The organism is Streptomyces sp. NPDC044061, assembly GCF_056434305.1.
This window is the reverse complement of sequence record NZ_JBWKFL010000004.1, coordinates 378,574-399,238: the sequence shown is the minus strand read 5'-3', so window position 1 is coordinate 399,238 and position 20,665 is coordinate 378,574. Positions and strand designations below refer to the sequence as shown.

Annotated in this window: 21 protein-coding genes; 15 read left to right on the top strand and 6 right to left on the bottom strand. The window is 73.1% G+C overall.

Annotated elements, in window-relative coordinates:
- The first annotated feature begins 161 nt into the window (after nucleotides 1-161).
- The 7 genes from AC07CM_RS09065 (at nucleotide 162) to dapE (ending at nucleotide 6,558) form a co-directional block, all read left to right on the top strand.
- Nucleotides 162-341 (top strand): hypothetical protein, encoded by a 180-nt coding sequence (locus tag AC07CM_RS09065; protein ID WP_478875671.1) that lies wholly within the window; start codon nucleotides 162-164, stop codon nucleotides 339-341.
- Between the two features lie 143 nt (nucleotides 342-484).
- On the top strand, nucleotides 485-667 hold the full coding sequence (locus AC07CM_RS09060) for a ribbon-helix-helix domain-containing protein (protein ID WP_478875670.1): 183 nt from the start codon (nucleotides 485-487) through the stop codon (nucleotides 665-667).
- Between the two features lie 47 nt (nucleotides 668-714).
- Nucleotides 715-1,053, top strand: a complete 339-nt coding sequence (locus AC07CM_RS09055) for a type II toxin-antitoxin system death-on-curing family toxin (RefSeq protein WP_478875753.1) — start codon at nucleotides 715-717, stop codon at nucleotides 1,051-1,053.
- 118 nt (nucleotides 1,054-1,171) lie between these two features.
- Nucleotides 1,172-2,971, top strand: coding sequence for a DEAD/DEAH box helicase (locus AC07CM_RS09050; RefSeq protein WP_478875669.1), 1,800 nt, complete (start codon nucleotides 1,172-1,174; stop codon nucleotides 2,969-2,971).
- Nucleotides 2,972-3,265: 294 nt separating this feature from the next.
- A complete protein-coding gene (locus tag AC07CM_RS09045) occupies nucleotides 3,266-3,907 on the top strand; it encodes an IclR family transcriptional regulator (protein ID WP_391324422.1) in 642 nt (213 codons plus the stop codon).
- Nucleotides 3,908-4,051: 144 nt separating this feature from the next.
- On the top strand, nucleotides 4,052-5,509 hold the full coding sequence (locus AC07CM_RS09040; RefSeq protein ID WP_478875668.1) for an amino acid permease: 1,458 nt from the start codon (nucleotides 4,052-4,054) through the stop codon (nucleotides 5,507-5,509).
- Complete coding sequence (gene dapE, locus AC07CM_RS09035) at nucleotides 5,506-6,558, top strand: succinyl-diaminopimelate desuccinylase (RefSeq protein WP_478875667.1); 1,053 nt, start codon at nucleotides 5,506-5,508, stop codon at nucleotides 6,556-6,558. Before AC07CM_RS09040 ends, dapE begins: the two co-directional genes overlap by 4 nt.
- Here the strand turns inward: dapE and AC07CM_RS09030 are convergent.
- Nucleotides 6,539-8,086, bottom strand: a complete 1,548-nt coding sequence (locus AC07CM_RS09030) for a PucR family transcriptional regulator (protein ID WP_478875666.1) — start codon at nucleotides 8,084-8,086, stop codon at nucleotides 6,539-6,541. The genes dapE and AC07CM_RS09030 overlap by 20 nt on opposite strands.
- Nucleotides 8,087-8,203: 117 nt before the next feature.
- Between AC07CM_RS09030 and AC07CM_RS09025 the strand changes: the two genes are divergently transcribed.
- From AC07CM_RS09025 to AC07CM_RS09015, 3 genes are read left to right on the top strand one after another with little or no spacing between them, the layout of a single operon-like run.
- Nucleotides 8,204-8,953, top strand: coding sequence for a chorismate synthase (locus tag AC07CM_RS09025; RefSeq protein ID WP_478875665.1), 750 nt, complete (start codon nucleotides 8,204-8,206; stop codon nucleotides 8,951-8,953).
- On the top strand, nucleotides 8,950-10,059 hold the full coding sequence (menC, locus tag AC07CM_RS09020) for an o-succinylbenzoate synthase (RefSeq protein ID WP_478875664.1): 1,110 nt from the start codon (nucleotides 8,950-8,952) through the stop codon (nucleotides 10,057-10,059). The genes AC07CM_RS09025 and menC overlap by 4 nt, the downstream gene beginning before the upstream one ends.
- Nucleotides 10,060-10,110: 51 nt before the next feature.
- Nucleotides 10,111-10,902, top strand: a complete 792-nt coding sequence (locus tag AC07CM_RS09015) for a YlbL family protein (RefSeq protein WP_478875663.1) — start codon at nucleotides 10,111-10,113, stop codon at nucleotides 10,900-10,902.
- Here the strand turns inward: AC07CM_RS09015 and AC07CM_RS09010 are convergent.
- From AC07CM_RS09010 to AC07CM_RS09000, 3 genes are all read right to left on the bottom strand, one after another.
- Nucleotides 10,899-11,084, bottom strand: coding sequence for a hypothetical protein (locus AC07CM_RS09010; RefSeq protein WP_478875662.1), 186 nt, complete (start codon nucleotides 11,082-11,084; stop codon nucleotides 10,899-10,901). The genes AC07CM_RS09015 and AC07CM_RS09010 overlap by 4 nt on opposite strands.
- A gap of 11 nt (nucleotides 11,085-11,095) precedes the next feature.
- Nucleotides 11,096-11,695 carry an ArsR/SmtB family transcription factor gene (locus AC07CM_RS09005; RefSeq protein WP_478875661.1) on the bottom strand — a complete coding sequence of 200 codons (600 nt, stop codon included), beginning with the start codon at nucleotides 11,693-11,695 and terminating at the stop codon, nucleotides 11,096-11,098.
- An 89-nt stretch (nucleotides 11,696-11,784) separates the two neighbouring features.
- Nucleotides 11,785-12,279, bottom strand: a complete 495-nt coding sequence (locus tag AC07CM_RS09000; protein WP_478875660.1) for an Lrp/AsnC family transcriptional regulator — start codon at nucleotides 12,277-12,279, stop codon at nucleotides 11,785-11,787.
- Between the two features lie 134 nt (nucleotides 12,280-12,413).
- Here AC07CM_RS09000 and hppD point away from each other — a divergent pair, with 134 nt between their 5' ends.
- Nucleotides 12,414-13,562, top strand: a complete 1,149-nt coding sequence (gene hppD / locus AC07CM_RS08995; protein WP_478875659.1) for a 4-hydroxyphenylpyruvate dioxygenase — start codon at nucleotides 12,414-12,416, stop codon at nucleotides 13,560-13,562.
- A 33-nt stretch (nucleotides 13,563-13,595) separates the two neighbouring features.
- Entirely contained in the window at nucleotides 13,596-14,468 is an 873-nt protein-coding gene (locus tag AC07CM_RS08990) for a phage baseplate protein (RefSeq protein WP_478875658.1), read from the top strand.
- Here AC07CM_RS08990 and AC07CM_RS08985 read toward each other — a convergent pair.
- Complete coding sequence (locus AC07CM_RS08985; RefSeq protein ID WP_478875657.1) at nucleotides 14,465-15,937, bottom strand: tetratricopeptide repeat protein; 1,473 nt, start codon at nucleotides 15,935-15,937, stop codon at nucleotides 14,465-14,467. The genes AC07CM_RS08990 and AC07CM_RS08985 overlap by 4 nt on opposite strands.
- A gap of 92 nt (nucleotides 15,938-16,029) precedes the next feature.
- Between AC07CM_RS08985 and AC07CM_RS08980 the strand changes: the two genes are divergently transcribed.
- Nucleotides 16,030-17,445, top strand: a complete 1,416-nt coding sequence (locus tag AC07CM_RS08980; RefSeq protein ID WP_478875656.1) for an FAD-binding oxidoreductase — start codon at nucleotides 16,030-16,032, stop codon at nucleotides 17,443-17,445.
- A 17-nt stretch (nucleotides 17,446-17,462) separates the two neighbouring features.
- Here the strand turns inward: AC07CM_RS08980 and AC07CM_RS08975 are convergent, their stop codons facing one another.
- Complete coding sequence (locus AC07CM_RS08975) at nucleotides 17,463-17,876, bottom strand: SsgA family sporulation/cell division regulator (protein WP_478875655.1); 414 nt, start codon at nucleotides 17,874-17,876, stop codon at nucleotides 17,463-17,465.
- Between the two features lie 233 nt (nucleotides 17,877-18,109).
- Here AC07CM_RS08975 and AC07CM_RS08970 point away from each other — a divergent pair, with 233 nt between their 5' ends.
- Nucleotides 18,110-19,696, top strand: a complete 1,587-nt coding sequence (locus AC07CM_RS08970; RefSeq protein ID WP_478875654.1) for an RDD family protein — start codon at nucleotides 18,110-18,112, stop codon at nucleotides 19,694-19,696.
- Between the two features lie 78 nt (nucleotides 19,697-19,774).
- Complete coding sequence (locus AC07CM_RS08965; protein WP_478875653.1) at nucleotides 19,775-20,542, top strand: RDD family protein; 768 nt, start codon at nucleotides 19,775-19,777, stop codon at nucleotides 20,540-20,542.
- The last annotated feature ends 123 nt before the right edge of the window (nucleotides 20,543-20,665 follow it).

Sequence of the window (20,665 nt, the reverse complement as noted above, 5' to 3'; positions counted from 1 at the left end):
CGGCGGCAGCACGGCGTCCGGTACGGCCACGGCGGACGGCGGCGGCCACCCGGCGGCGTTCGCGGTCGTGTTCCTGCCGATGGCGGCGGTGGCGCTGGCCGGAGCATGGGTGGCGACGCGGGTACGGGAGCGGTGAGTCCGGCCCGGAATCGGTCGAGGCGGTGCGGTGCCGCGTCCTGGCGTCCCGACGTGGTCGTCTCGGCGCGACCGCCGCGGCCCTTGCGGCCCTGGGCGGCGGCAGCACGGCGTCCGGTACGGCCACGGCGGACGGCGGCGGCCACCCGGCGGCGTTCGCGGTCGTGTTCCTGCCGATGGCGGCGGTGGCGCCGGCGGGTGCGTAGGGGACGACGCGGGTACGGGAGCGGTGAGTCCGCCCCGGCGCCCTGGGCGACGGCAGCAGTGTCACGGCGGTCGGCGGCAGTCGTCCCGTCGACCTCGCCGAAATCGTTACCGGCACCGCAGGTCCGCGCTCCAGCCTCCCCCCATGCCTGAGCCGACCTTCTCCCTCGACCCCGCGACCCGGCAGGCACTGGACGACCTCGCCGACGCGTCCGGCCGCCCGGTCGACGACGTGGTGCTGGACGCCGTACGCCGGTATCTGCACGAGGTAAGGGGCCGCCGCCCGCGCGCACGCGGAGCCTCGCGCACCGTCATGCCGACCTGCTGAGGAGGCTCGGCGAATGAGCCGCCACCTCACTCGCCGACGTCACCGCCATCGCCGAGATCGCGTTCGGCGGCCGGCCGCCCGAGGCGCGGGATCCCGGGCTGCCGGCCTCCGCCGTGCACCGGCCCCGGGCCCGGATGTTCGGCACGGCCGCCTACGAGGACCTGTACGAGCAGGCCCCCGCCCTGCTGCACGCCCTCGCCGCCAACCACCCCCTCGTCGACGGCAACAAGCGCACCGCCTGGCCGGCCACGGCCACCTTCCTCGCCCTCAACGGTGTCGATCTCGCCGGCGTCGACCAGGACGCCGCGTACACGCTGGTCATCGATGTGGCCACGGGCGGCGTGAGCGAGGTGCGGGAGATCGCGGGGCGGCTGTGGCGGTTGTGACGTGGGTCCCACCCGAGGGCGACCCGGCCTCGTCCGGGCATGGACGGGGTCGGGCCGCCGGTAGGGTGGCCCGGTTGTCATACGTAGCCGACGCCCTAGCCCCATACATACGGAGACCGTGACTACTACCGCCGCTTCCTCCGCTCACTCCCACCACCTCTCGCCCGCCTTCCCGGGCCGGGCCCCCTGGGGTACCGCCAGCAAGCTGCGTGCCTGGCAGCAGGGGGCGATGGAGAAGTACATCCAGGAGCAGCCGCGCGACTTCCTTGCCGTCGCCACGCCCGGGGCCGGCAAGACGACCTTCGCGCTGACCCTCGCCTCCTGGCTGCTGCACCACCACGTCGTGCAGCAGGTGACCGTGGTCGCGCCCACCGAGCACCTGAAGAAGCAGTGGGCGGAGGCCGCGGGCCGGATAGGCATCAAGCTCGACCCCGAGTACAGCGCGGGCCCGCTCGGCCGGGAGTACGACGGCGTCGCGGTCACGTACGCGGGTGTCGGGGTACGGCCGATGCTGCACCGCAACCGCGTCGAGCAGCGCAAGACCCTCGTGATCCTCGACGAGATCCACCACGCCGGTGACTCCAAGTCCTGGGGCGAGGCCTGCCTGGAGGCGTTCGAGCCCGCCACGCGCCGGCTCGCGCTGACCGGTACGCCGTTCCGGTCCGACACCAACCCGATCCCCTTCGTGACGTACGAGGAGGGGACCGACGGGATCCGGCGCTCCGCCGCCGACTACACCTACGGCTACGGCAACGCCCTCGCCGACCACGTCGTCCGGCCCGTCATCTTCCTCTCCTACAGCGGCAACATGCGCTGGCGCACCAAGGCCGGTGACGAGATCGCCGCCCGGCTCGGCGAGCCGATGACCAAGGACGCCGTCAGCCAGGCCTGGCGCACCGCGCTCGACCCGCGCGGCGAGTGGATGCCCAGCGTGCTGCGCGCCGCCGACCAGCGGCTGACCGAGGTGAGGAAGGCCATCCCGGACGCCGGTGCCCTCGTCATCGCCTCCGACCAGGACTCGGCCCGCGCCTACGCCAAGCTGATCCGGGAGATCACCGGCACGAAGGCGACCCTCGTGCTGTCCGACGACGCCGGCGCCTCGAAGCGGATCGACGACTTCAGCGGCGGCAACGACCGCTGGATGGTCGCGGTCCGCATGGTGTCCGAGGGCGTCGACGTGCCCCGGCTCGCGGTCGGGGTGTACGCCACCACCATCTCGACCCCCCTCTTCTTCGCGCAGGCCGTCGGGCGTTTCGTGCGGTCCCGGCGGCGCGGCGAGACCGCGTCCGTGTTCCTGCCGACCGTGCCCGACCTGCTGACCTTCGCCAACGAGATGGAGAAGGAGCGGGACCACGCCCTCGACAAGCCGAAGAAGGAGGGCGAGGAGGACCCGTACGCCGAATCCGAGAAGGAGATGGAGGAGGCGAACAAGCAGCAGGACGAGGACACCGGCGAGCAGGACATGCTGCCCTTCGAGGCGCTGGAGTCCGACGCCGTCTTCGACCGGGTGCTCTACGACGGCGCCGAGTTCGGCATGCAGGCCCACCCGGGGAGCGAGGAGGAGCAGGACTACCTCGGCATCCCGGGCCTGCTCGAACCCGAGCAGGTGCAACTGCTGCTGCAGAAGCGGCAGGCCCGGCAGATCGCGCACAGCCGTAAGAAGCCGGACACCGAGGCCGACCTGCTCGAACTGCCCGCCGAGCGGCGGCCCGTGGTCACCCACAAGGAGATGATGGAGCTGCGCAAGCAGCTCAACACCATGGTCAGCGCCTATGTCCACCAGAGCGGCAAGCCGCACGGGGTGATCCACACCGAGCTGCGGCGGGTGTGCGGTGGGCCGCCGAGCGCCGAGGCGACGGCCGGGCAGCTTCGGCAGCGGATCGCCAAGGTGCAGGAGTGGGCCACCCGTATGAAGTGAGGCTCCACCGTCCCGGACGCGGTGCGCGTATCCGGACGAATCCTGGCAGGCCGGATCGGCCCTTGCCCGGATTCTGGACGGAGGCTTCCGCTGAGCGAACCGGCTTCGCTAATGTCCCGCTACGCACACGCCCCGTGGCAGCGCCGCCGCGGAGCGCAGCCGTGAAGCGACATGGCCCGGAGCCGCCGGGCGTCCTGCCGATCGGCGGCCTCTGAAGCGCGTCGCCGTCGGGAATCGGTGCCGCATTTGTCGCTCAGGGAGCCCGCCGACCTCACCGCCAAAGGAGTGGGCGTCGTGACCGCGGAGACCTCCCAGACGCTCGACCGGGGACTGCGTGTCCTCAAACTGCTGGCCGACACGGACCACGGGCTGACCGTCACCGAGCTTTCCAACAAACTGGGCGTGAACCGGACCGTGGTGTACCGGTTGCTCGCCACGCTGGAGCAGCACGCGCTCGTCCGGCGTGATCTGGGTGGGCGAGCCCGGGTGGGTCTGGGAGTGCTGCGCCTCGGCCGCCAGGTGCATCCGCTGGTGCGGGAGGCCGCGCTGCCCGCGCTGCGCTCGCTCGCCGAGGACATAGGGGCGACGGCCCATCTGACGTTGGTGGACGGAACGGAGGCGCTGGCCGTGGCCGTGGTCGAGCCGACGTGGACGGACTACCACGTGGCCTACCGGGCCGGTTTCCGGCACCCGCTGGACCGCGGGGCCGCGGGCAAGGCGATCCTCGCCGCGCGGCAGTCGCCGTCGGGTGATCCCGGGTACACGCTGACGCACGGGGAACTGGAGGCCGGGGCTAGCGGGGCCGCGGCGCCGCTCGTCGGGGTGACCGGCGTCGAGGGCAGCGTCGGGGTGGTGATGCTCGCGGACGCCGTTCCGGAGAGGGTGGGGCCGCGGGTGGTCGACGCGGCCCGGGAGGTCGCGGAAGCGCTGCGCTGACCGACGTCGAAGCACCGTCGCAGCGGTGCTTTGGCCGCCTCGCCAATCACCGCCTCGCACCTTTGGCCTATTCCCTCACCCCCTGCAGGCCACCCCTCCGCATCATCAAGGGCCATACAGCCCCGACGCGGAGGGAGCGGCACGGTGGAGAGAGTCGACAGCCGGCCACAGGCCGGACAGCAGGAGGGTCGCGGCAGGCGGCTCACCCGGCGGCAGGCGGTGGGGACACTCGTCGGTGAAGCCGCGGCCAGTCCGCTCAGGCGGACCATGGGCGTCGCCCAGCTGACCCTGCTCAGTGTGGGCGCCACCCTCGGCACCGGCATCTTCGTCGTCCTCGGGCAGGCCGTCCCCGAGGCCGGGCCCGCGATCGTCGTCTCCTTCGTGCTCGCCGGGGTCACCGCCCTGTTCTCGGCGCTCTCCTACGCCGAGCTGGCCGGCATGATCCCGGGCTCGGGCTCCTCGTACAGCTACGCCTACGCCACCCTCGGCGAGCTGGTCGCCTGGGTGTGCGGATGGTGCCTAATCCTGGAGTACGGGGTGTCGGTGGCCGCCGTGGCCGTGGGCTGGGGGCAGTACGTCAACGAACTGCTCGACCTCTGTTTCGGTGTGACCCTGCCCGACTCGCTCAGCGCGCCTCCCGGCGCCGGCGGCACCCTCAACATCCCGGCCGCCCTCATCGTCGTGCTCGCGATGGTCGTGCTGCTGCGGGGCGCGAAGGAGAGCGCGGTCGCTAACACGATCATGGTCGGGGTGAAGATCGCCGCGCTCGTCCTCTTCTGCGCGGTCGCCTTCACCGCCTTCCGCGCCGGCAACTTCCACCCGCTCTTCCCGCTCGGCGCCGCGGGCATGAGCGCCGGTGCCGCCTCCCTCTTCTTCTCCTACATCGGCTTCGACGCCGCCTCCACCGCGGGCGAGGAGGCGCGGAACCCGCAACGGGACCTGCCCCGCGCGATCATCCTCTCCCTGGTGCTGGTCACCGCCCTGTACGTCCTCGTCGCCGTCGCCGCGCTCGGCGCGATGCCGTGGAAGCAGTTCGCGGGGACCGAGGCGACCCTGAGCGAGGTGCTCGTGCGCTCGGTGGGCGGCGGGAACCTGTGGCCGATCCTGCTGTCCGTCGGGGCCGTCGTCGCCACCACCAGCGTCGTGCTCACCGTGCAGTACGGGCAGATCCGCATCCTGTTCGCCATGGCCCGGGACGGGCTGATGCCCCCGCTGTTCGCCAAGGTCCACCCGCGCACCGGGGTGCCGCGCGCCAACACCGTGATCGTGTCCGCGTTCATCGCCGTACTCGCCGCCCTCGTCCCGCTCGGCAGCCTCGCCGACGCCACCAGCATCGGCACACTGTTCGCGTTCATGCTGGTCAACCTGGCCGTCGTCATCCTGCGCCGACGCGACCCGGGCGTCACGCGCTCCTTCCGGGTCCCGTTCTCGCCGGTCACGCCCCTGCTCGGGGTCGGCTTCTGCGTCTACATGCTGGGCAGCCTGGGCGCCGACACCTGGATCGCGTTCGGGGTGTGGATGGCGGTCGGACTCGTGATCTACGGCCTCTACGGCATCCGGCACTCCAAGCTCGCCCCGCACCAGGAGCAGGACCTCGCATGACCCTCGACCTCACCACCGACGTCGTCACCCTCACCCGCGCCCTCGTCGACCTCCCCTCCGAGAGCGGCGAGGAGGCCCGGATCGCGGACGCCGTGGAGACGGCCCTGCGCGCCGTGCCCCACCTCACCGTCGACCGCGTGGGCAACTCCGTCGTCGCCCGCACCACCCTCGGCCGGCCCGAACGCGCGCTCCTCGCCGGCCACCTGGACACCGTCCCGGCCGCCGGGAACCTGCCCTCCCGGCTCGCCGACGGCCGCGTCCACGGGCTCGGCGCCTGTGACATGAAGGGCGGGGTCGCGGTGGCGCTGCGGCTGGCCGCCACCGTCACCGAGCCCGCCCGCGACCTGACCTACGTCTTCTACGAGTGCGAGGAGGTCGAGGGCGACCGGAACGGGCTCGCCCGGATCGCCGCCGCCCGGCCGGGGCTCCTCGAGGAGGCCGGCCTCGCGATCCTCATGGAGCCCTCGGACGCCGGTGTCGAGGCCGGCTGCCAGGGCATCCTGACCGCCGACATCGTGGTCAAGGGCGCCCGCGCCCACACCGCACGCGCCTGGCAGGGCGTCAACGCCGCCCACCGGGCCGCCCCGGTGCTGCGGCGGCTGGACGAGCACCGGCCCGAGCGGGTCGTCGTGGACGGGCTGGAGTACCGGGAGGGGCTCGGGGCCGTCGCGGTGCGCGCCGGGGTCGCCGGGAACGTCGTACCGGACGAGTGCGTCGTGACCGTCAACTGCCGTTTCGCACCCAGCCGTTCGCCGGAGGAGGCGGAGGCGTACGTGCGCGGGCTCTTCCCGGAGTACGAGGTCCGGGTCACCGAGGCCGTCGCGGGCGCCCCGCCGCGTCTGGACCGGGTCGGCGCCCTCGTCTCCGCGCTCGGCGCCGAGCCCCGGCCCAAGCTCGGCTGGACGGACGTGGCCCGGTTCGCCGCGCTCGGCGTGCCCGCGCTCAACTACGGGCCCGGGGATCCGTCCCTGGCCCACACGGCGGGGGAGTACGTACCCGTGGAGCACCTCGAGCGGTGCGAGGAGGGGCTCAGGCGGTGGCTCCGTTGAGCCCGGCCAGTGTTCTCAACTGAAGCCACAGCACCAGCCGTTCGTCGGGGTCGTCCAGATCGACCCCGGCGTGCTGCTGCAGCTGCCGGAGGCGGTAGCGGCAGGTGTTGGGGTGCACGGCGAGGAGCTTCGCCGCGCCCGCCATGTCGCAGCCCGCGTCGAACCAGCAGATGAGCGTGCGCGCGTACTCCGTGCCGTGCTCGGTGTCGTAGGTCAGCACCCGGCGCCAGGCGCCCGCGTTCAGCTCCCTCCGCTCGCCCATCACCTCGGCCAGCCGCAGCAGCGCCACCCGCGGGCGCACCTCCTCCACCGTGGCGACCGGCAGTTCCGCGTCGAGCACCCGCAGCACCAGGTCCGCGTCCGCCCGGGAGTCCGCGAGGCCGCCCGCGTCCGGCACCATCTCGCCCAGCGCCGCCCGCACGGGCACCCGCAGCGCCTGCCCGGCCCGCCCGACGATGTCCTCGGCCAGCTTCCTGTGCCGCTCACCGGGCCCCGGCAGTACGGCGTACACCACGCCGTCCAGCAGCACGCACGCGTGCCGCCCGTAGCGTGCCTCGCACTGCAGGCGTACGACGTCCAGCAGGCGCAGCGCGGTGCGCTCGGCGTCCGGGACGCTCGACGCGGCGTCCAGGACGAACGCGGCCACCCGGGCCGGGCCCGCGACTCCGAGGCGCTGAGCGGCCGCCGGTGCCTCCGTCGCGCCGTCCAGCAGGCGGCGCAGCAGGTCGCTGCCGCGGTGCCGGGCCAGTTCCCGTGCCGCGCGGGCCCGGAGCAGGAGCACCGCGGCCGTGGCGGCCCCCTGGGCGAGGGTGTCCTCGGCGTCCGGGGCGAGCGAGCCGTCGTCGATCACCCAGACCGAGCCGAGCGTCTCGCCGCCGGCCCGCACCGGCATCGCCAGCCGGGGCAGGTCGCCGCCGGACAGGGCGGGCAGCCGCAGCGGCCGGTCGGCCGCGAACAGCCGCCGGTACTGCTCGGTGTTCTCCGCGCTGGCAGGCACCTGCAGGCCGAGGATGCCCTGCCGCCGGTCCTCGTCCACCGGCTGCCCGGGGACGGTCGAGTAGGCGAGGAGCCGCTGCCGGGGGTCCTCGATGGCGGTGGCGCCCCCGGCGCCGGCCGCGATCGCGTCGGCCAGCGCGAAGAGGTCACCGAGACCGGTGTCGCTGGTGGCGGCCGGCCGGGCGCCGATGGCCGAGGCCAGCAGCAGGTGGACCTGGTGCCAGGCCGCGTCCTCGGCGACCGACAGCAGCGCGACGCCGTGCGTCTCCGCCTCCGCGACCGGTCCGTCGGCACCCCGCACCACGACCCCGGTCAGCCCGGCCTCCGCCGCGGCCCGCACCAGCGGCCCCGCCTCCGCCGCGCGCACGCCGACCGCGAGCAGCAGCGCGCCCGGCAGCCGGGGGAGCGGGGCCTGACCGTCGTACAGCACCGCCTCGGCGACCGGCACGGTCTGCCCGGCGGGGGCGGTGTGCAGGCGCAGGGCGGTGCCGCCGACGACGTCCAGCAGGTCGCCGAGGGTGCACGCGTCCATGGGGGTCCTCGGGGGGTGGCTTGGCTGATGCTCAAACGAACCTACGCATGCCTTGGCCGCTCGCACAACACACCGGCCCCGGCCGCCTCCGAGACTCGTCCCATGACAGCAGGAGTCATGACAGCAGGAGTCACCGTCCGCACCGTCCACGACGTCGCCGGGCTGGCGGCCGTGGCCGACCACTTCAGCGACGTCTGGCACACCCCGCGCACCGCCCCGCCCTACCCGGCCGAGGTGCTGCACAGCCTGGTGCACGCGGGCGGAGCCGTGCACGCCGCGTACGCCGGGCAGCGGCTGGCCGGCGCCTCCGTCGCCGTCCTCGCCCCGGAGCGGGGCACGTACTCCCTGGTGGCAGCCGCCGACAAGGGCCTCGGGCACGCCGTGAAGCTGGCCCAGCGTGACTGGGCCGTCGGTGTCGGCGCCCGCACCATGCGCTGGACCTTCGACCCGCTGGTCGGCCGCAACGCCCGCTTCAACCTGGTCAAGCTGGGCGCCGTCGGCACGGAGTACCTGGTCGACTTCTACGGCCCCATGACCGACGGCGTGAACGACGGCGACGAGAGCGACCGGCTGACGGTGACCTGGGACCTGGTGGCGCCGAGAACGCCGCACGACGTGGAGAGCCACGGGCCCGTCGTCCGCACGGCACCCGACGGAGGGCCCCTCGTACGGCGCGACGACCGGCACGTGTGGTGCCGGGTGCCGGACGACGTCGTCGGGCTGCGCGCCGTCGAACCGGCGTCGGCGCTGCGCTGGCGGCACGCGGTGCGCGAGGTGTTCCTGGAGGCCTTCGCGGAGGGGTTCCGGGCCACCGGGATGTCCCGTGACGGCTGGTACACCCTGACCCGGACGGAGGAGGGCGCGTGAAGCTGGAGCGCGTCGAGATCGTGCACGTGGCGATCCCGCTGGTCACCCCGTTCCGTACGTCCTTCGGCACCATGACGACGAAGGACACCTTCCTGCTGCGCGTCGTGACGGACACGGCCGAGGGCTGGTCGGAGTTCGCCGCCGACCCCGAGCCGCTGTACTGCTCCGAGTTCGTGGCCGGCGCGGAGCTCGTGCTGCGTGACTTCCTGCTGCCCCGCGTCGCCGCCCGGCCGCACCTCACCACGGCCGCGCTCGCGCCCGCCATGGCGAAGATCAAGGGGCACGAGCTGGCGAAGGCGGCCCTGGAGACGGCGCTGCTCGACGCGGAGCTGCGGACGTACGGCATGCCGCTCGCCACCTACCTGGGGGCCGTACGGGACCGGGTGGCCGCCGGGGTCTCCGTCGGCATCAAGAACTCCGTGCCCGAACTGCTGGACGACGTCGAGCGCTACCTCGCCGAGGGGTACGTCCGCATCAAGCTGAAGATCGAGCCCGGCTGGGACGTCGAGCCGGTCCGGGCCGTCCGCGAGCGCTTCGGCGCCGGGCTGCCCCTGCAGGTCGACGCCAACACCGCCTACACCCTCGCGGACGTCGAGCACCTGCGGCGGCTGGACGAGTTCGCACTCCTGCTGATCGAGGAGCCGCTGGAGGAGAACAACCTCCACGCCCACGCCCTGCTGCAGCAGCGCCTGGCCACCCCGGTCTGTCTGGACGAGTCCCTTCACCACGCCCGCGACACCGCCTCCGCGATCGCCATGGACGCCTGCCGGGTGGTCAACGTCAAGCCCGCCCGGGTGGGCGGCTACCTGGAGGCCCGCCGCGTCCACGACGTGGCCCACGCGCACGGGGTCCCGGTGTGGTGCGGCGGCATGCTGGAGACCGGCATCGGCCGCGCACCCAACCTGGCCCTGGCCGCCCTCCCCGGCTTCACCCTGCCCGGCGACACCTCGGCCTCCTCCCGCTACTTCGCCGAGGACCTCACCGAGCCGTTCGTCCTGCGGGACGGCCACCTCCCGGTCCCGACCGGACCAGGCATCGGGATCGAGCCGCTGCCGGACGCCCTGCGCCGCTTCACCCGGGAGCGGCGGGACCTGTACGCCGCCTGAGCGGTGACCTGCCGGGCCAGGCGCAGTCGGCCGTCACGTTAGATTGATGACGTGCTCTCACGTCTCACGCGTTCCCAGGCCGTCGCCGTCTGTGCCCTGCCCGTCGTGGCGCTGCTCGCCACCGCGGTGTTCGCGCCGCTGCCGTTCTCGGTGGCGGAGCCCGGGATGACGGCGAACGTGCTGGGTGATCACCGGGGCACCCCGGTGATCACCGTCTCCGGTGCGCCGACCCGGACGACCAGCGGCCGGCTGCGGATGACGACCATCGAGGCGACCGGCCCGGACGCCCGGATCTCCCTCGGGGACGTGTTCGGCAACTGGTTCCGCACGGACCGCGCCGTCATGCCGCGCGACGCGGTCTACCCGAGCGGCGACACCGTCAAGGAGATCGAGAAGCACAACGCGGAGCAGATGCAGCAGTCGCAGGACGCGGCGACCCGGGCGGCGCTGAAGCACCTGGACCTGAGCCCCGACAAGGTCAAGGTCAAGCTGAAGCTCGCCGATGTGGGCGGCCCCAGCGCGGGACTGCTGTTCACCCTGGGGATCATCGACAAGCTGCACGGCGACGGCAGCGGCGGCGACCTCACCGGTGGCCGCGACATCGCCGGCACGGGGACCATCGACGCCGACGGCAAGGTCGGCGCGGTGGGCGGGGTGGCCCTCAAGACACAGGCCGCGCGGCGGGACGGCGCCACCGTCTTCCTGGTGCCGAAGGCCGAGTGCGCCGATGCCAAGGCCGAGCTGCCCAAGGGGCTGCGGCTGGTCCCGGTGACCACGCTCACGAGCGCGGTCGACTCCCTGGTGGCGCTGGAAAGGGGTAAGGGCTCGGTTCCGAGCTGTTAGACGAGGGCGGGGGCGGAGGCCGGCTGGGGGGCGGCGAGCCGCAGCCCGACCTCGATCAGGGCCCGGCCGACGCGGGCGCGCAGTTCCACCGGGGGCTTCGCCTCGGCGGCGAGGCGGTGCGCGGTGGCCTCGCTGCGCAGGTCGGTGGCGTGGTGCTGGGCGAGCCGGGTGCTGATGTCCATGGCGTGGCCTCTCACTTCGTGTCGATCTTCGTGTCGATGGGGAAGAGGTGCGTGTGGATCCGTACCTGCTCGGAGCCCGGCGTGTCCGCGTCGGTGCCGCGGCTCCGGAATTCGTCGATCAGGGCGTGCATCCTCTCGACGAGTTCGGCGGCCTGCTCGGGCGTGAGCCGTAGCGTCGCGTCGCTCATGTCGGAGGAGCGGGCCCCCCAGTCCCCGGACCACTGCGCCCGGGTGCTGAGCCAGGTGGACAGCTCGCGGGCGTGGGTTCCGGCGACCTCGTGCAGGAAGGCCTCGGCCATCCCACGCACTTCGGGTCCCGCGCCCTCGAAGTCGGCGCTGTCGAAGACCAGTCCCTGGTCCACGGCCCGCCACCAGCGCTCCCGGCCCTTGCCGTGCCCGGGTGCGTCCTCGACGAAGCCGTGGGCGGCGAGCTGGCGCAGGTGATAGCTGGTCGCGCCGCTGGACTCGCCGAGCCGGGCGCCCAGTTGGGAGGCGGTGGCCGGACCGTGCTGCCGCAGGGCGTCCAGCAGCTGCATCCGCAGCGGGTGGGCGAGCCCCCGCAGTGCGCGTGCGTCCAGCCGGCGCTGCTTCCGTTCCTCGTGCTCCGTCATGTGTACAAAGATAGCTATGCAAAGCTCTCTTTGCAACGCCTTCTTTGCATCGACTTCCTCGGAACAACTTCCTTGAGGAGGCGGCTGCTTCACAGACCCGGCGGGGTCCCCTCTCCCTCGTCCCCGGCGGCCTGCTCCACCAGGGGGATGATCCGCAGCGGAACGGGGTTCTCCATGACGATCGCCGTGGAGGCCCGGACGATGCCCTCGAAGCCGACGACCCGGTCGATCACCCGCTGCAGATCGGCGTTCGAGCGCGCCACCAGCCGGCACAGCATGTCCCCGCTGCCGGTGGTGGTCAGCAGCTCCAGCACCTCCGGAACCGTCGCGAGATGCGCGCGGACGTCGGGGCCCTGCCCCTGCCGGATCTGCAGCGTGGCGAACGCCGTGACCGGGTAGCCGAGGGCCGCCGGGTCCACCTGGGGGCCGAATCCGCGGATCACTCCGTTCGACTGAAGCCGGTCGAGCCGCGCCTGGACCGTCCCCCGCGCGACCCCCAGCCGCCGGGACATCTCCAGCACACCGATGCGCGGCTCCCGGGCCAGCAGCACGATGATCCGCCCGTCCAGACGATCGATCCCCATGGCACCTCCCGACTCTCTATCCGCAGTGGTCATCCTGTACAGAAAGACCGCCCCGATGGCTGTAGCGCTGAGCAGATTGCCCAGTGAAAACACAAACTATTGCGCACCTTGCAGAGCGGGGCCACCCTTCCGGCATGACGCAGACCACACACCACACTCCCGACGCGACCGCCCGGCAGGCCGACCCCTTCCCGGTCAAGGGAATGGACGCGGTCGTCTTCGCCGTGGGCAACGCCAAGCAGGCGGCGCACTACTACTCCACCGCCTTCGGCATGAAGCTGGTCGCCTACTCCGGACCGGAGAACGGAAGCCGCGAGACCGCGAGCTACGTGCTCGAGAACGGCTCCGCCCGCTTCGTCCTCACCTCGGTCATCAAGCCGAGCACCACCTGGGGCCAGTTCCTCGCCCAGCACGTGGCCGAGCACGGCGACGGCGTCATCGACCTGGCCATCGAGGTCCCGGACGCCCGCGCCGCCCACGCGTACGCCGTCGAGCACGGCGCCCGCTCGATCGCCGAGCCGTACGAACTGAAGGACGAGCACGGCACGGTCGTCCTCGCCGTGATCGCCACCTACGGCGAGACCCGCCACACCCTGGTCGACCGCTCCGGCTACGACGGCCCCTACCTGCCCGGCTACGCGGCGGTGAAGCCGATGGTGGCACCGCCGGCCCAGCGCACCTTCCAGGCCGTCGACCACTGTGTCGGCAACGTCGAACTCGGCCGCATGAACGAGTGGGTCGGGTTCTACAACAAGGTCATGGGCTTCACGAACATGAAGGAGTTCGTGGGCGACGACATCGCCACCGAGTACAGCGCGCTGATGTCGAAGGTCGTCGCGGACGGCACCCTCAAGGTCAAGTTCCCGATCAACGAGCCCGCGATCGCCAAGAAGAAGTCCCAGATCGACGAGTACCTGGAGTTCTACGGCGGCGCCGGAGTCCAGCACATCGCGCTCAACACCAACGACATCGTGCAGACCGTCCGCACCATGCGCGCGGCCGGCGTCGAGTTCCTCGACACCCCGGACTCCTACTACGACACCCTCGGCGAGTGGGTCGGGGACACCCGGGTGCCGATCGACACACTGCGCGAGCTGAAGATCCTGGCGGACCGCGACGAGGACGGATACCTTCTGCAGATCTTCACCAAGCCGGTCCAGGACCGGCCGACCGTCTTCTTCGAACTCATCGAGCGGCACGGTTCGATGGGCTTCGGAAAGGGCAACTTCAAGGCGCTCTTCGAGGCGATCGAACGCGAGCAGGAGAAGCGGGGCAACCTGTAACGGACGGGTCCCCGCCCGATCCGAGGGGGGACCGTGACGGAGCCCGTCGACCTCGCCGTACCGGCCGTCCGCTGGATGCGCGAGAAGGCGACGCTCCGGGAGCCCACGATCCTCCAGTCCTTCGCCTTCGACGAGGTGCACCGCCACCTCTACGTCCTCCAGGTCACCAAGGGTGGCCTGGAGGAGGGTGACCTGTGCCTCAACCGCCTCGACTACCAGGGCAGGCGGCTCGGGCACATGTACCTCAGGGGGTTCGGGCACGGCGTGAGCATGGGCGTGCAGAACGACCGCGACGGCACGGCCTGGATCTGGACCGAGACCGACGCGCTGCACGGCTACGGCCAGGGAGTCACCCGCTTCCGATTCGCCGACGGGGTCACCCGCACCACCAGGGACGTCACCGTCCGTCACCCGATCAAGGGTTCACGCAACAACCAGCCCACCCTCTGCACGGCCACCCGCCGCCTGGCGATCCGCTACCGGCTGGAGAACGTGCCGCGCTACCGCGTCTGGGACCTGGCCGCCTTCGTCGCCCGCGACTACGCGCGCCCGCTCGCCGACTTCCCGCAGACCGGCGCCCACCCCGACCCGGCCGTCCCCTTCCAGGGCTACGCCCTGCACGGCGACCACCTCTACCAACTCGCCGGCACCGCCTACGACGCCAGGACCAACCCGGCCGCCCAGCACGGCAACACCTATCTGTCCTGCCTCGACATCCGCACCGGCCACCTCCTGGCGAGCCACCGCACCGGGGCGGCCCACACCCTGCACCACCGCGAACCCGAGGGCCTGGCGGTCCGGCACACGGGCGGCCCGCGCCTGTACATGGGCTTCGCCTCCGGGGAGCCCGGGGCGCGCAGGTTCTCCCTGTACTACAAGCCCCAGGACGGCTCCGGCAATCCCTAGTCCTCCGGCAGGGGCTCCTCCGGTACGTCGCCCAGCTCCCGCAGCGCCGACTCCGCCGCGGGCACCCGCAGCGGCGAGAAGTACGGGTTGATCCGCAGCGCCTCCTGGAGATGGCGCCGGGCCGGCCCGGACCGCTCCAGCTCTTGCTCGATCAAGCCCCGGTGGAACACGTACAGCGCGCTGCGCACCCCGCCGCCCTTGTCCTTGTCCGTGGCGATCGAGGCGTAGGTCAGCGCCTCCTTGTCGTCACCTGCCCGGTGCAGGGCCCAGCCGAGGGCGTCTGCCACCTCGATCCCGGGCTGGCGCTGCCACTCCTCCTCCAACCGCGCCACCGCGTCCTGCGCGTCCCCGTGGTCCGCCTCGAACTGCCCGATCAGCAGCTCCTCGTCCACCCCGCCCGCGACCGCCCGCCGTACCCGGTCCCGCAGCAGGTCGTACTGCTCCTGGGCGGAATCGAACTGCCCCAGCGACTCGTACAACTCGCCGAGCTCCAGGGTGTCCTGGGGGTCAGGCTGCCTGGCCGGCGCCGTCCGGTACGCGGCGATCGCCTCGTCGGTGCGGCCCAGCGCGGCCAGCGCCCTGCCCTTCCCCGACAGCGCCGCCCGCTGGTCCGGGTCCAGACGTAGGGCCGCCTCGAAGTGCCGCAGCGCGTCCTGCCGGTCGCCCCGCTCCCAGGCCAGCTGTCCGACCCCGGTCAGACAGGCGGCCTGCTCGGCGGGTGCGCGGGCGGTCGTCGCCGCGTCCGTCAGCTGGGCCACGGCGTCCTCGCGCCAGCCCCGGTCCCGGTACACCGCCGAGGCCCGCGCCATCACGGCGGGCTTCGCGGCCGCGTCCGTGCGCAGCCCCATCAGCTTGTCCAGGGCGCCGCGGGCCGCCTTGTAGTCGCCGAGCCCGTTGTAGGCGTCGATCAGCGGCGGATACGCCGTCCACCGCTTCGGCGCCAGCTTCAACGCCTGCTCGCCGTATCGTTTCGCCTCCGGGAAGTCCCGGCGGGCGTTCGCCAGCGCGGCCAGCCCGTCCAGCGCCTCGGCGTTCCCGGTGTTCCGCACCTCCATCGAGGTCAGCAGGGCCCGCTCGGCCTTCGTGTAGTTCGCCGCGTCGGCACTGCGCCGCCCGCGCTCCACGTACGCGGCCCCCAGCACCGCCCACGCCCGAGCGTCCTGCGGCCGCGCCCGGACCCTGCTCTCCTGCTGCTCGATCAGCGCGGCCAGGTCGGGCAGCGCGGCCGGCACCCCGGAGGTGACCGCGGTCAGTGCCACGGCCTGCGGCTGCGCCTTCGGGCCCGCCACGGGCGGCGGCGCGGCCCGGCGCTGCGGTTCGGCCGGCAGCATCAGCACCGCGCCCGCCGCGGTCCCGCCCACCAGCGCGGCGACCAGCACGCGCCGCGGCCACCGCCGGCGGCGCGGCGGAGGCGGCTCGGCCACCAGGGACGTACCGGGGACGGAGGGGCCGTGCTGTCGGATCTCCATGCCGCTCACTGTGCGCCAGTACGACGAGCACATCCGGGTGGCCCAAGGACGGCACGGACGGGGTTCACACCGATGGCCCCGAGTGTCACGCTGTGATCATGAGCCGTATCGAAGCGCATCGCGACGACGATGCTGTAGCAACCGGTAACCTCACCGACCGGCTCCTGGCCGGCCTGCCCGCCGAGGCCGTCCTCACCGACCCCGACGTCACCCTTTCCTACGCCAACGACATGGCCAGCTTCTGCCCGGCCGGCGCCCCGGCCGTGGTCGTTCTGCCGCGCACGGTCGAAGAGGTCCAGCACGTCATGCGCACCGCGACCCAGCTGCGCGTCCCGGTCGTCCCGCAGGGGGCCCGCAGCGGCCTGTCCGGCGGCGCCAACGCCACCGACGGCTGCATCGTGCTGTCCCTGACCAAGATGGACCGCATCCTCGAGATCAGCCCGGTGGACCGTATCGCGGTCGTCGAACCGGGGGTGATCAACGCGACCCTCTCACGCGCGGTCGAGGAGCACGGGCTGTACTACCCGCCCGATCCCTCCAGCTGGGAGATGTGCACCATCGGCGGCAACATCGGCACGGGGTCGGGCGGCCTGTGCTGTGTGAAGTACGGCGTGACCGCCGAGTACGTGCTCGGTCTCGAGGTCGTCCTCGCCGACGGCCGCCTGATGTCCACGGGCCGCCGCACGGCCAAGGGAGTGGCGGGCTACGACCTGACCCGGCTCTTCGTCGGCTCCGAGGGCTCGCTCGGCATCGTCGTGCGCGCCGTGCTGGCGCTGAGGCCGAAGCCGCCGCAGCAGCTGGTGCTGGCCGCAGAGTTCGCCTCCGCGGCCGCCGCCTGCGACGCGGTGTGCCGGATCATGGAGGGCGGACACGTCCCGTCCCTCCTCGAACTGATGGACCGTACGACCGTCAAGGCGGTCAACGACTACGCCCACATGGGTCTCCCGGAGACCACCGAGGCGCTGCTGCTGGCCGCCTTCGACACCCCGCACCCGGCCGCCGACCTCACCGCCCTCGGCGCGCTGTGCGAGGCCGCGGGCGCCACGCAGGTCGTCCCGGCCGACGACGTCGCCGAGTCCGAACTCCTCCTGCAGGCACGGCGGCTCTCGCTGACCGCGCTGGAGACGGTCAAGGGCACGACGATGATCGACGACGTGTGCGTGCCCCGCTCCAGGCTCGGCGCGCTGCTCGAGGGCGTCGAGCGGATCTCCGCCAAGTACGGGCTCACCATCGGTGTCTGCGCGCACGCCGGCGACGGCAACACCCACCCCACGGTCTGCTTCGACGCCGGCGACGAGGACGAGTCCCGGCGGGCCCGTGAGTCCTTCGACGAGATCATGGCCCTGGGCCTGGAGCTCGGCGGCACCATCACCGGCGAGCACGGGGTGGGCGTGCTCAAGAAGGAGTGGCTGGCCCGGGAGATCGGCCCGGTCGGCGTGGAGATGCAGCGCGCGGTGAAGCAGGTGTTCGACCCGCTCGGGATCCTCAATCCGGGGAAGCTGTTCTGACGCCTCCCGTACGGCTCTCACCGGGCGAGCAACTGGTCGAGCGCGTCGTCGATGCCCAGCTGCGCGCCCTCGCTGCCCGGGGGCACCACCCGCAGCGTCCGCTCCAGCCAGGCCGACACCTGGGGGGCCGGCGCCTCCAGCAGGGCTTCACCGTCGGGCGAACTCAGCGCCATCAGCACGACTCCGCGCCCGTCGACCTTGGTCGGCCACACCCGCACATCCCCGTGCCCGCACGGCCGGAACACCCCCTCCACCAGCAGCTCCCGGGCGAACGTCCAGTCGACGGGATGCTCGGAGTTGACGTGGAAGGCGATGTGGACGGCGTAGGGATCGTCGGAGCAGTACCCGAGCCGGGCCGGGACCGGGACGCTCCGCTCGGGCGACAGGACGAGCCTCAACTCCAGCTCCCGCTCCACCACGGTGTGACGCATGACCTGTGTTTCCTCTCTGCCGGGGCCGCTCGGATCGGGCCCGTACCGGGTGAGAGGGGGCAGGGGTGCGGCCATTACGCGGGTTCCGGGAAATCTTTCCGGCACGGGTGCGGGATCCGTGCACGGCGTTGCCCGAAAGGGGTGGGTCCGGCGGGACTGGCGGTGTGGCATGCCCAGGTCTGATAGATGTGGAGGCCCCCATCCCACCCCCGAGCAGATACGGGACGACGGACATGAGCGCCCCAACCCCGGCACCCGGTGACGACAGGCCCCGCGAGGGCTACTACCCGGACCCGTCCATCCCCGGCTACGTCCGGTACTGGAACGGCGCCTCCTGGGTGCCGGGCACCAGCCGGCCGGCGCCGACGGACGGCGAACCGCTCGCCCCGCCGCCCGGCGTCGGCCCGGCGGTCCCGTCCGTCGAGGAGACGGGCCCGCACTTCTTCGACGAGGACCCGCAGCCGGATCCCTCCGGGCCGGAGCAGGCGTCCGGCTGGGGCACCGACGCGGATGCGCGGGCCGGGCGGCCCGGCTTCGGCGCCGACCCGAGGGTCCCCGCGGACACCCCGTTCCAGCCGGCCGGCCACGCCACCCGCGCCGACGGCACGACGCCGATCCCGCCCACGGAGGACGACACCCCCGACCCCGGTGGCACGTTCATCTTCCGTCGCCCGGTCCCCGGCCCCGCGGCCGTGAGGGACGACGGCACGATGACGTTCCGTCCGGTGCCGGGGCAGGGCCGGCCGGGCGGCTCCGCCGGAACCCCGGACGCCTCGGGCGCGCACGGCTTCGACGCGGGCTCCGGTGCGGGCGCGGGCTTCGGCGCGTACGGCTCCGGGCCGGGGGCAGCGGGCGGCGACCCGGGCGTGGCGGGCCCCGGCGGGCAGGCGCCCGGCCCTGCCGGGGCCGTGGGCGGCTTCGGGGCCCAGGGGCCGGTCGGGTCGCCGCACACCGGGCGGGGTGGCTCCGGTGGTCAGGGTGGCGCTGCCGCGACCGGGCCCGGCGGTCCGGGTGCGCAGGGTCCGGCAGGGGCGCCCTCGGGACAGCCCGGCCCGGCCGCGGGCCAGGGCTTCGGGGCCGGGAAGGCGGCCGCCGCCCGGGCCGCAGCCGCGCAGCCGCCCCAGGTCTCCCCGTCCGGCGTGGCGCCCGCCGTGCCGCAGCAGACGGGCCCCCAGCAGGCCGCCCCCGGTACCCCCCTGACCGCGGGCCCCGGCGGCGGTCAGAGCTCCTGGGCCCAGCAGGTGCACCGGCTGGCCGGCGGCGCGGACGAGCAGCCGGTGGCGCCCTGGAAGCCGCCGGTGGAGGACCCGTTCCAGGCGGTCGCGCGCCGGCAGGCTGCGGCCCGCCCGGCCGGTCTCGGCAAGCGGTTCGCCGCCCGCCTGATCGACAGCCTGGTCCTCGGCGCCGTCACCGCCGCGGCGGCGGTCCCGCTCGGCACCAGTGCGGTCGACCACGTTCAGCAGAAGATCGACGAGGCCAAGCTGTCCGGCCGTACCGTCACCGTATGGCTGCTCGACGGCACGACGGGCCCGTCCCTCGGCATCGTCCTCGCGGTCCTGCTCCTCTTCGGTGTCCTGTACGAGGTGCTGCCGACCGCCAAGTGGGGCCGGACCCTGGGCAAGAAGCTGTGCGGTCTGGAGGTCCGGGACATCGAGGCCCATGAGCCCCCGACGTTCGGCGCGGCCCTGCGCCGCTGGCTGGTCTACAGCATCCCCGGCCTGCTCGGCATCGGGATCCTCGGCGTGCTGTGGTGCCTGTTCGACCGGCCCTGGCACCAGTGCTGGCACGACAAGGCGGCCCACACCTTCGTGGCGCGCTGACCGAGCGGGCCCGTACCCCGTACCCCGTACGGCCGCCCGCCGGATGCGGAGCCGGGGAGTTCGCGGTGCACTCGGGCCATGAGCAGTGAACCGCCCCCCGGCTCCGGAGAGCAGCCCCCCGAGGAGGACCCGTTCAGGAAGCGGCCCCCCTCGGAGCAGGGGTCGGGCTCGCCGTACGACGCCCCGCACGGCGCTCAGCAGCCCCCGCCGCCCGGCGGTCAGCCCCCGCCGCCCGGGGGCGAACAGCCGCCCCCGCCGGGTGGCTGGCAGCATCCGCCCCAGGACGGCCGGCAACCTCCGCCCTACGGCGGCCAGCAGCCCCCGCCCTACGGCGGTGGCCCGTACGGCGCCGGCGGGCCCTACGGCGGCCCTGGCTACCCCGCGGACCCCCTCGCCGGCATGCCGCCGCTCGCCGACAGCGGCAAGCGGACCCTGGCGCGGATCATCGACATGATCCTCGTCGGCATCGTCGTCTGGCTGCTCACGCTGCTGTTCGGAGTCCGCAACTACTCGGTCAACGGTGCCGGGATGGACGTGGCCCGGTCCGCCGGGCAGGCCATCATCGTCGCGGTCTGCTACGTCGCCTACGACACCTTCCTGATCGCCAGGACGGGACAGACCCTCGGCAAGAAGTGGCTCAGCATGCGGGTGGCCAACCTGGACAACGGCTCCACCCCCGCCACACAGACCTCGTTCATCCGCGCCCTGGTGCTATGGCTGCCGTTCGCCTTCTGCTGTGCCTGCATCTGGACGGCGATCTGCGGTGGCTGGAGCTTCTTCGACAAACCCTACAAACAGGGCCTGCACGACAAGGCGGCCAAAACGGTGGTGGTCAGCACCCGTTGAGCCGCGATGGGTGCCCGTACGAGAGCGGCGGTTCCGTGACAGTCACGGAACCGCCCCCCTCCCGTAAGAGGGGCGGAGTGAGTGAAGCACCCAGCCCTCCCCAAGCAAGGAACCAGCCCGCCT

Bases quoted from the DNA above. Each gene is read 5' to 3' on its own strand.
- AC07CM_RS09005 (WP_478875661.1), bottom strand. From the start codon at position 11,695: ATGACGGAGCACGAGGAACGGAAGCAGCGCCGGCTGGACGCACGCGCA.
- AC07CM_RS09000 (WP_478875660.1), bottom strand. From the start codon at position 12,279: ATGGGGATCGATCGTCTGGACGGGCGGATCATCGTGCTGCTGGCCCGG.
- AC07CM_RS08970 (WP_478875654.1), top strand. From the start codon at position 18,110: ATGAGCGCCCCAACCCCGGCACCCGGTGACGACAGGCCCCGCGAGGGC.
- AC07CM_RS09030 (WP_478875666.1), bottom strand. From the start codon at position 8,086: ATGGACGCGTGCACCCTCGGCGACCTGCTGGACGTCGTCGGCGGCACC.
- AC07CM_RS08985 (WP_478875657.1), bottom strand. From the start codon at position 15,937: ATGGAGATCCGACAGCACGGCCCCTCCGTCCCCGGTACGTCCCTGGTG.
- AC07CM_RS08965 (WP_478875653.1), top strand. From the start codon at position 19,775: ATGAGCAGTGAACCGCCCCCCGGCTCCGGAGAGCAGCCCCCCGAGGAG.
- AC07CM_RS09025 (WP_478875665.1), top strand. From the start codon at position 8,204: ATGACAGCAGGAGTCACCGTCCGCACCGTCCACGACGTCGCCGGGCTG.
- hppD (WP_478875659.1), top strand. From the start codon at position 12,414: ATGACGCAGACCACACACCACACTCCCGACGCGACCGCCCGGCAGGCC.
- dapE (WP_478875667.1), top strand. From the start codon at position 5,506: ATGACCCTCGACCTCACCACCGACGTCGTCACCCTCACCCGCGCCCTC.
- AC07CM_RS09060 (WP_478875670.1), top strand. From the start codon at position 485: ATGCCTGAGCCGACCTTCTCCCTCGACCCCGCGACCCGGCAGGCACTG.
- AC07CM_RS08975 (WP_478875655.1), bottom strand. From the start codon at position 17,876: ATGCGTCACACCGTGGTGGAGCGGGAGCTGGAGTTGAGGCTCGTCCTG.
- AC07CM_RS09010 (WP_478875662.1), bottom strand. From the start codon at position 11,084: ATGGACATCAGCACCCGGCTCGCCCAGCACCACGCCACCGACCTGCGC.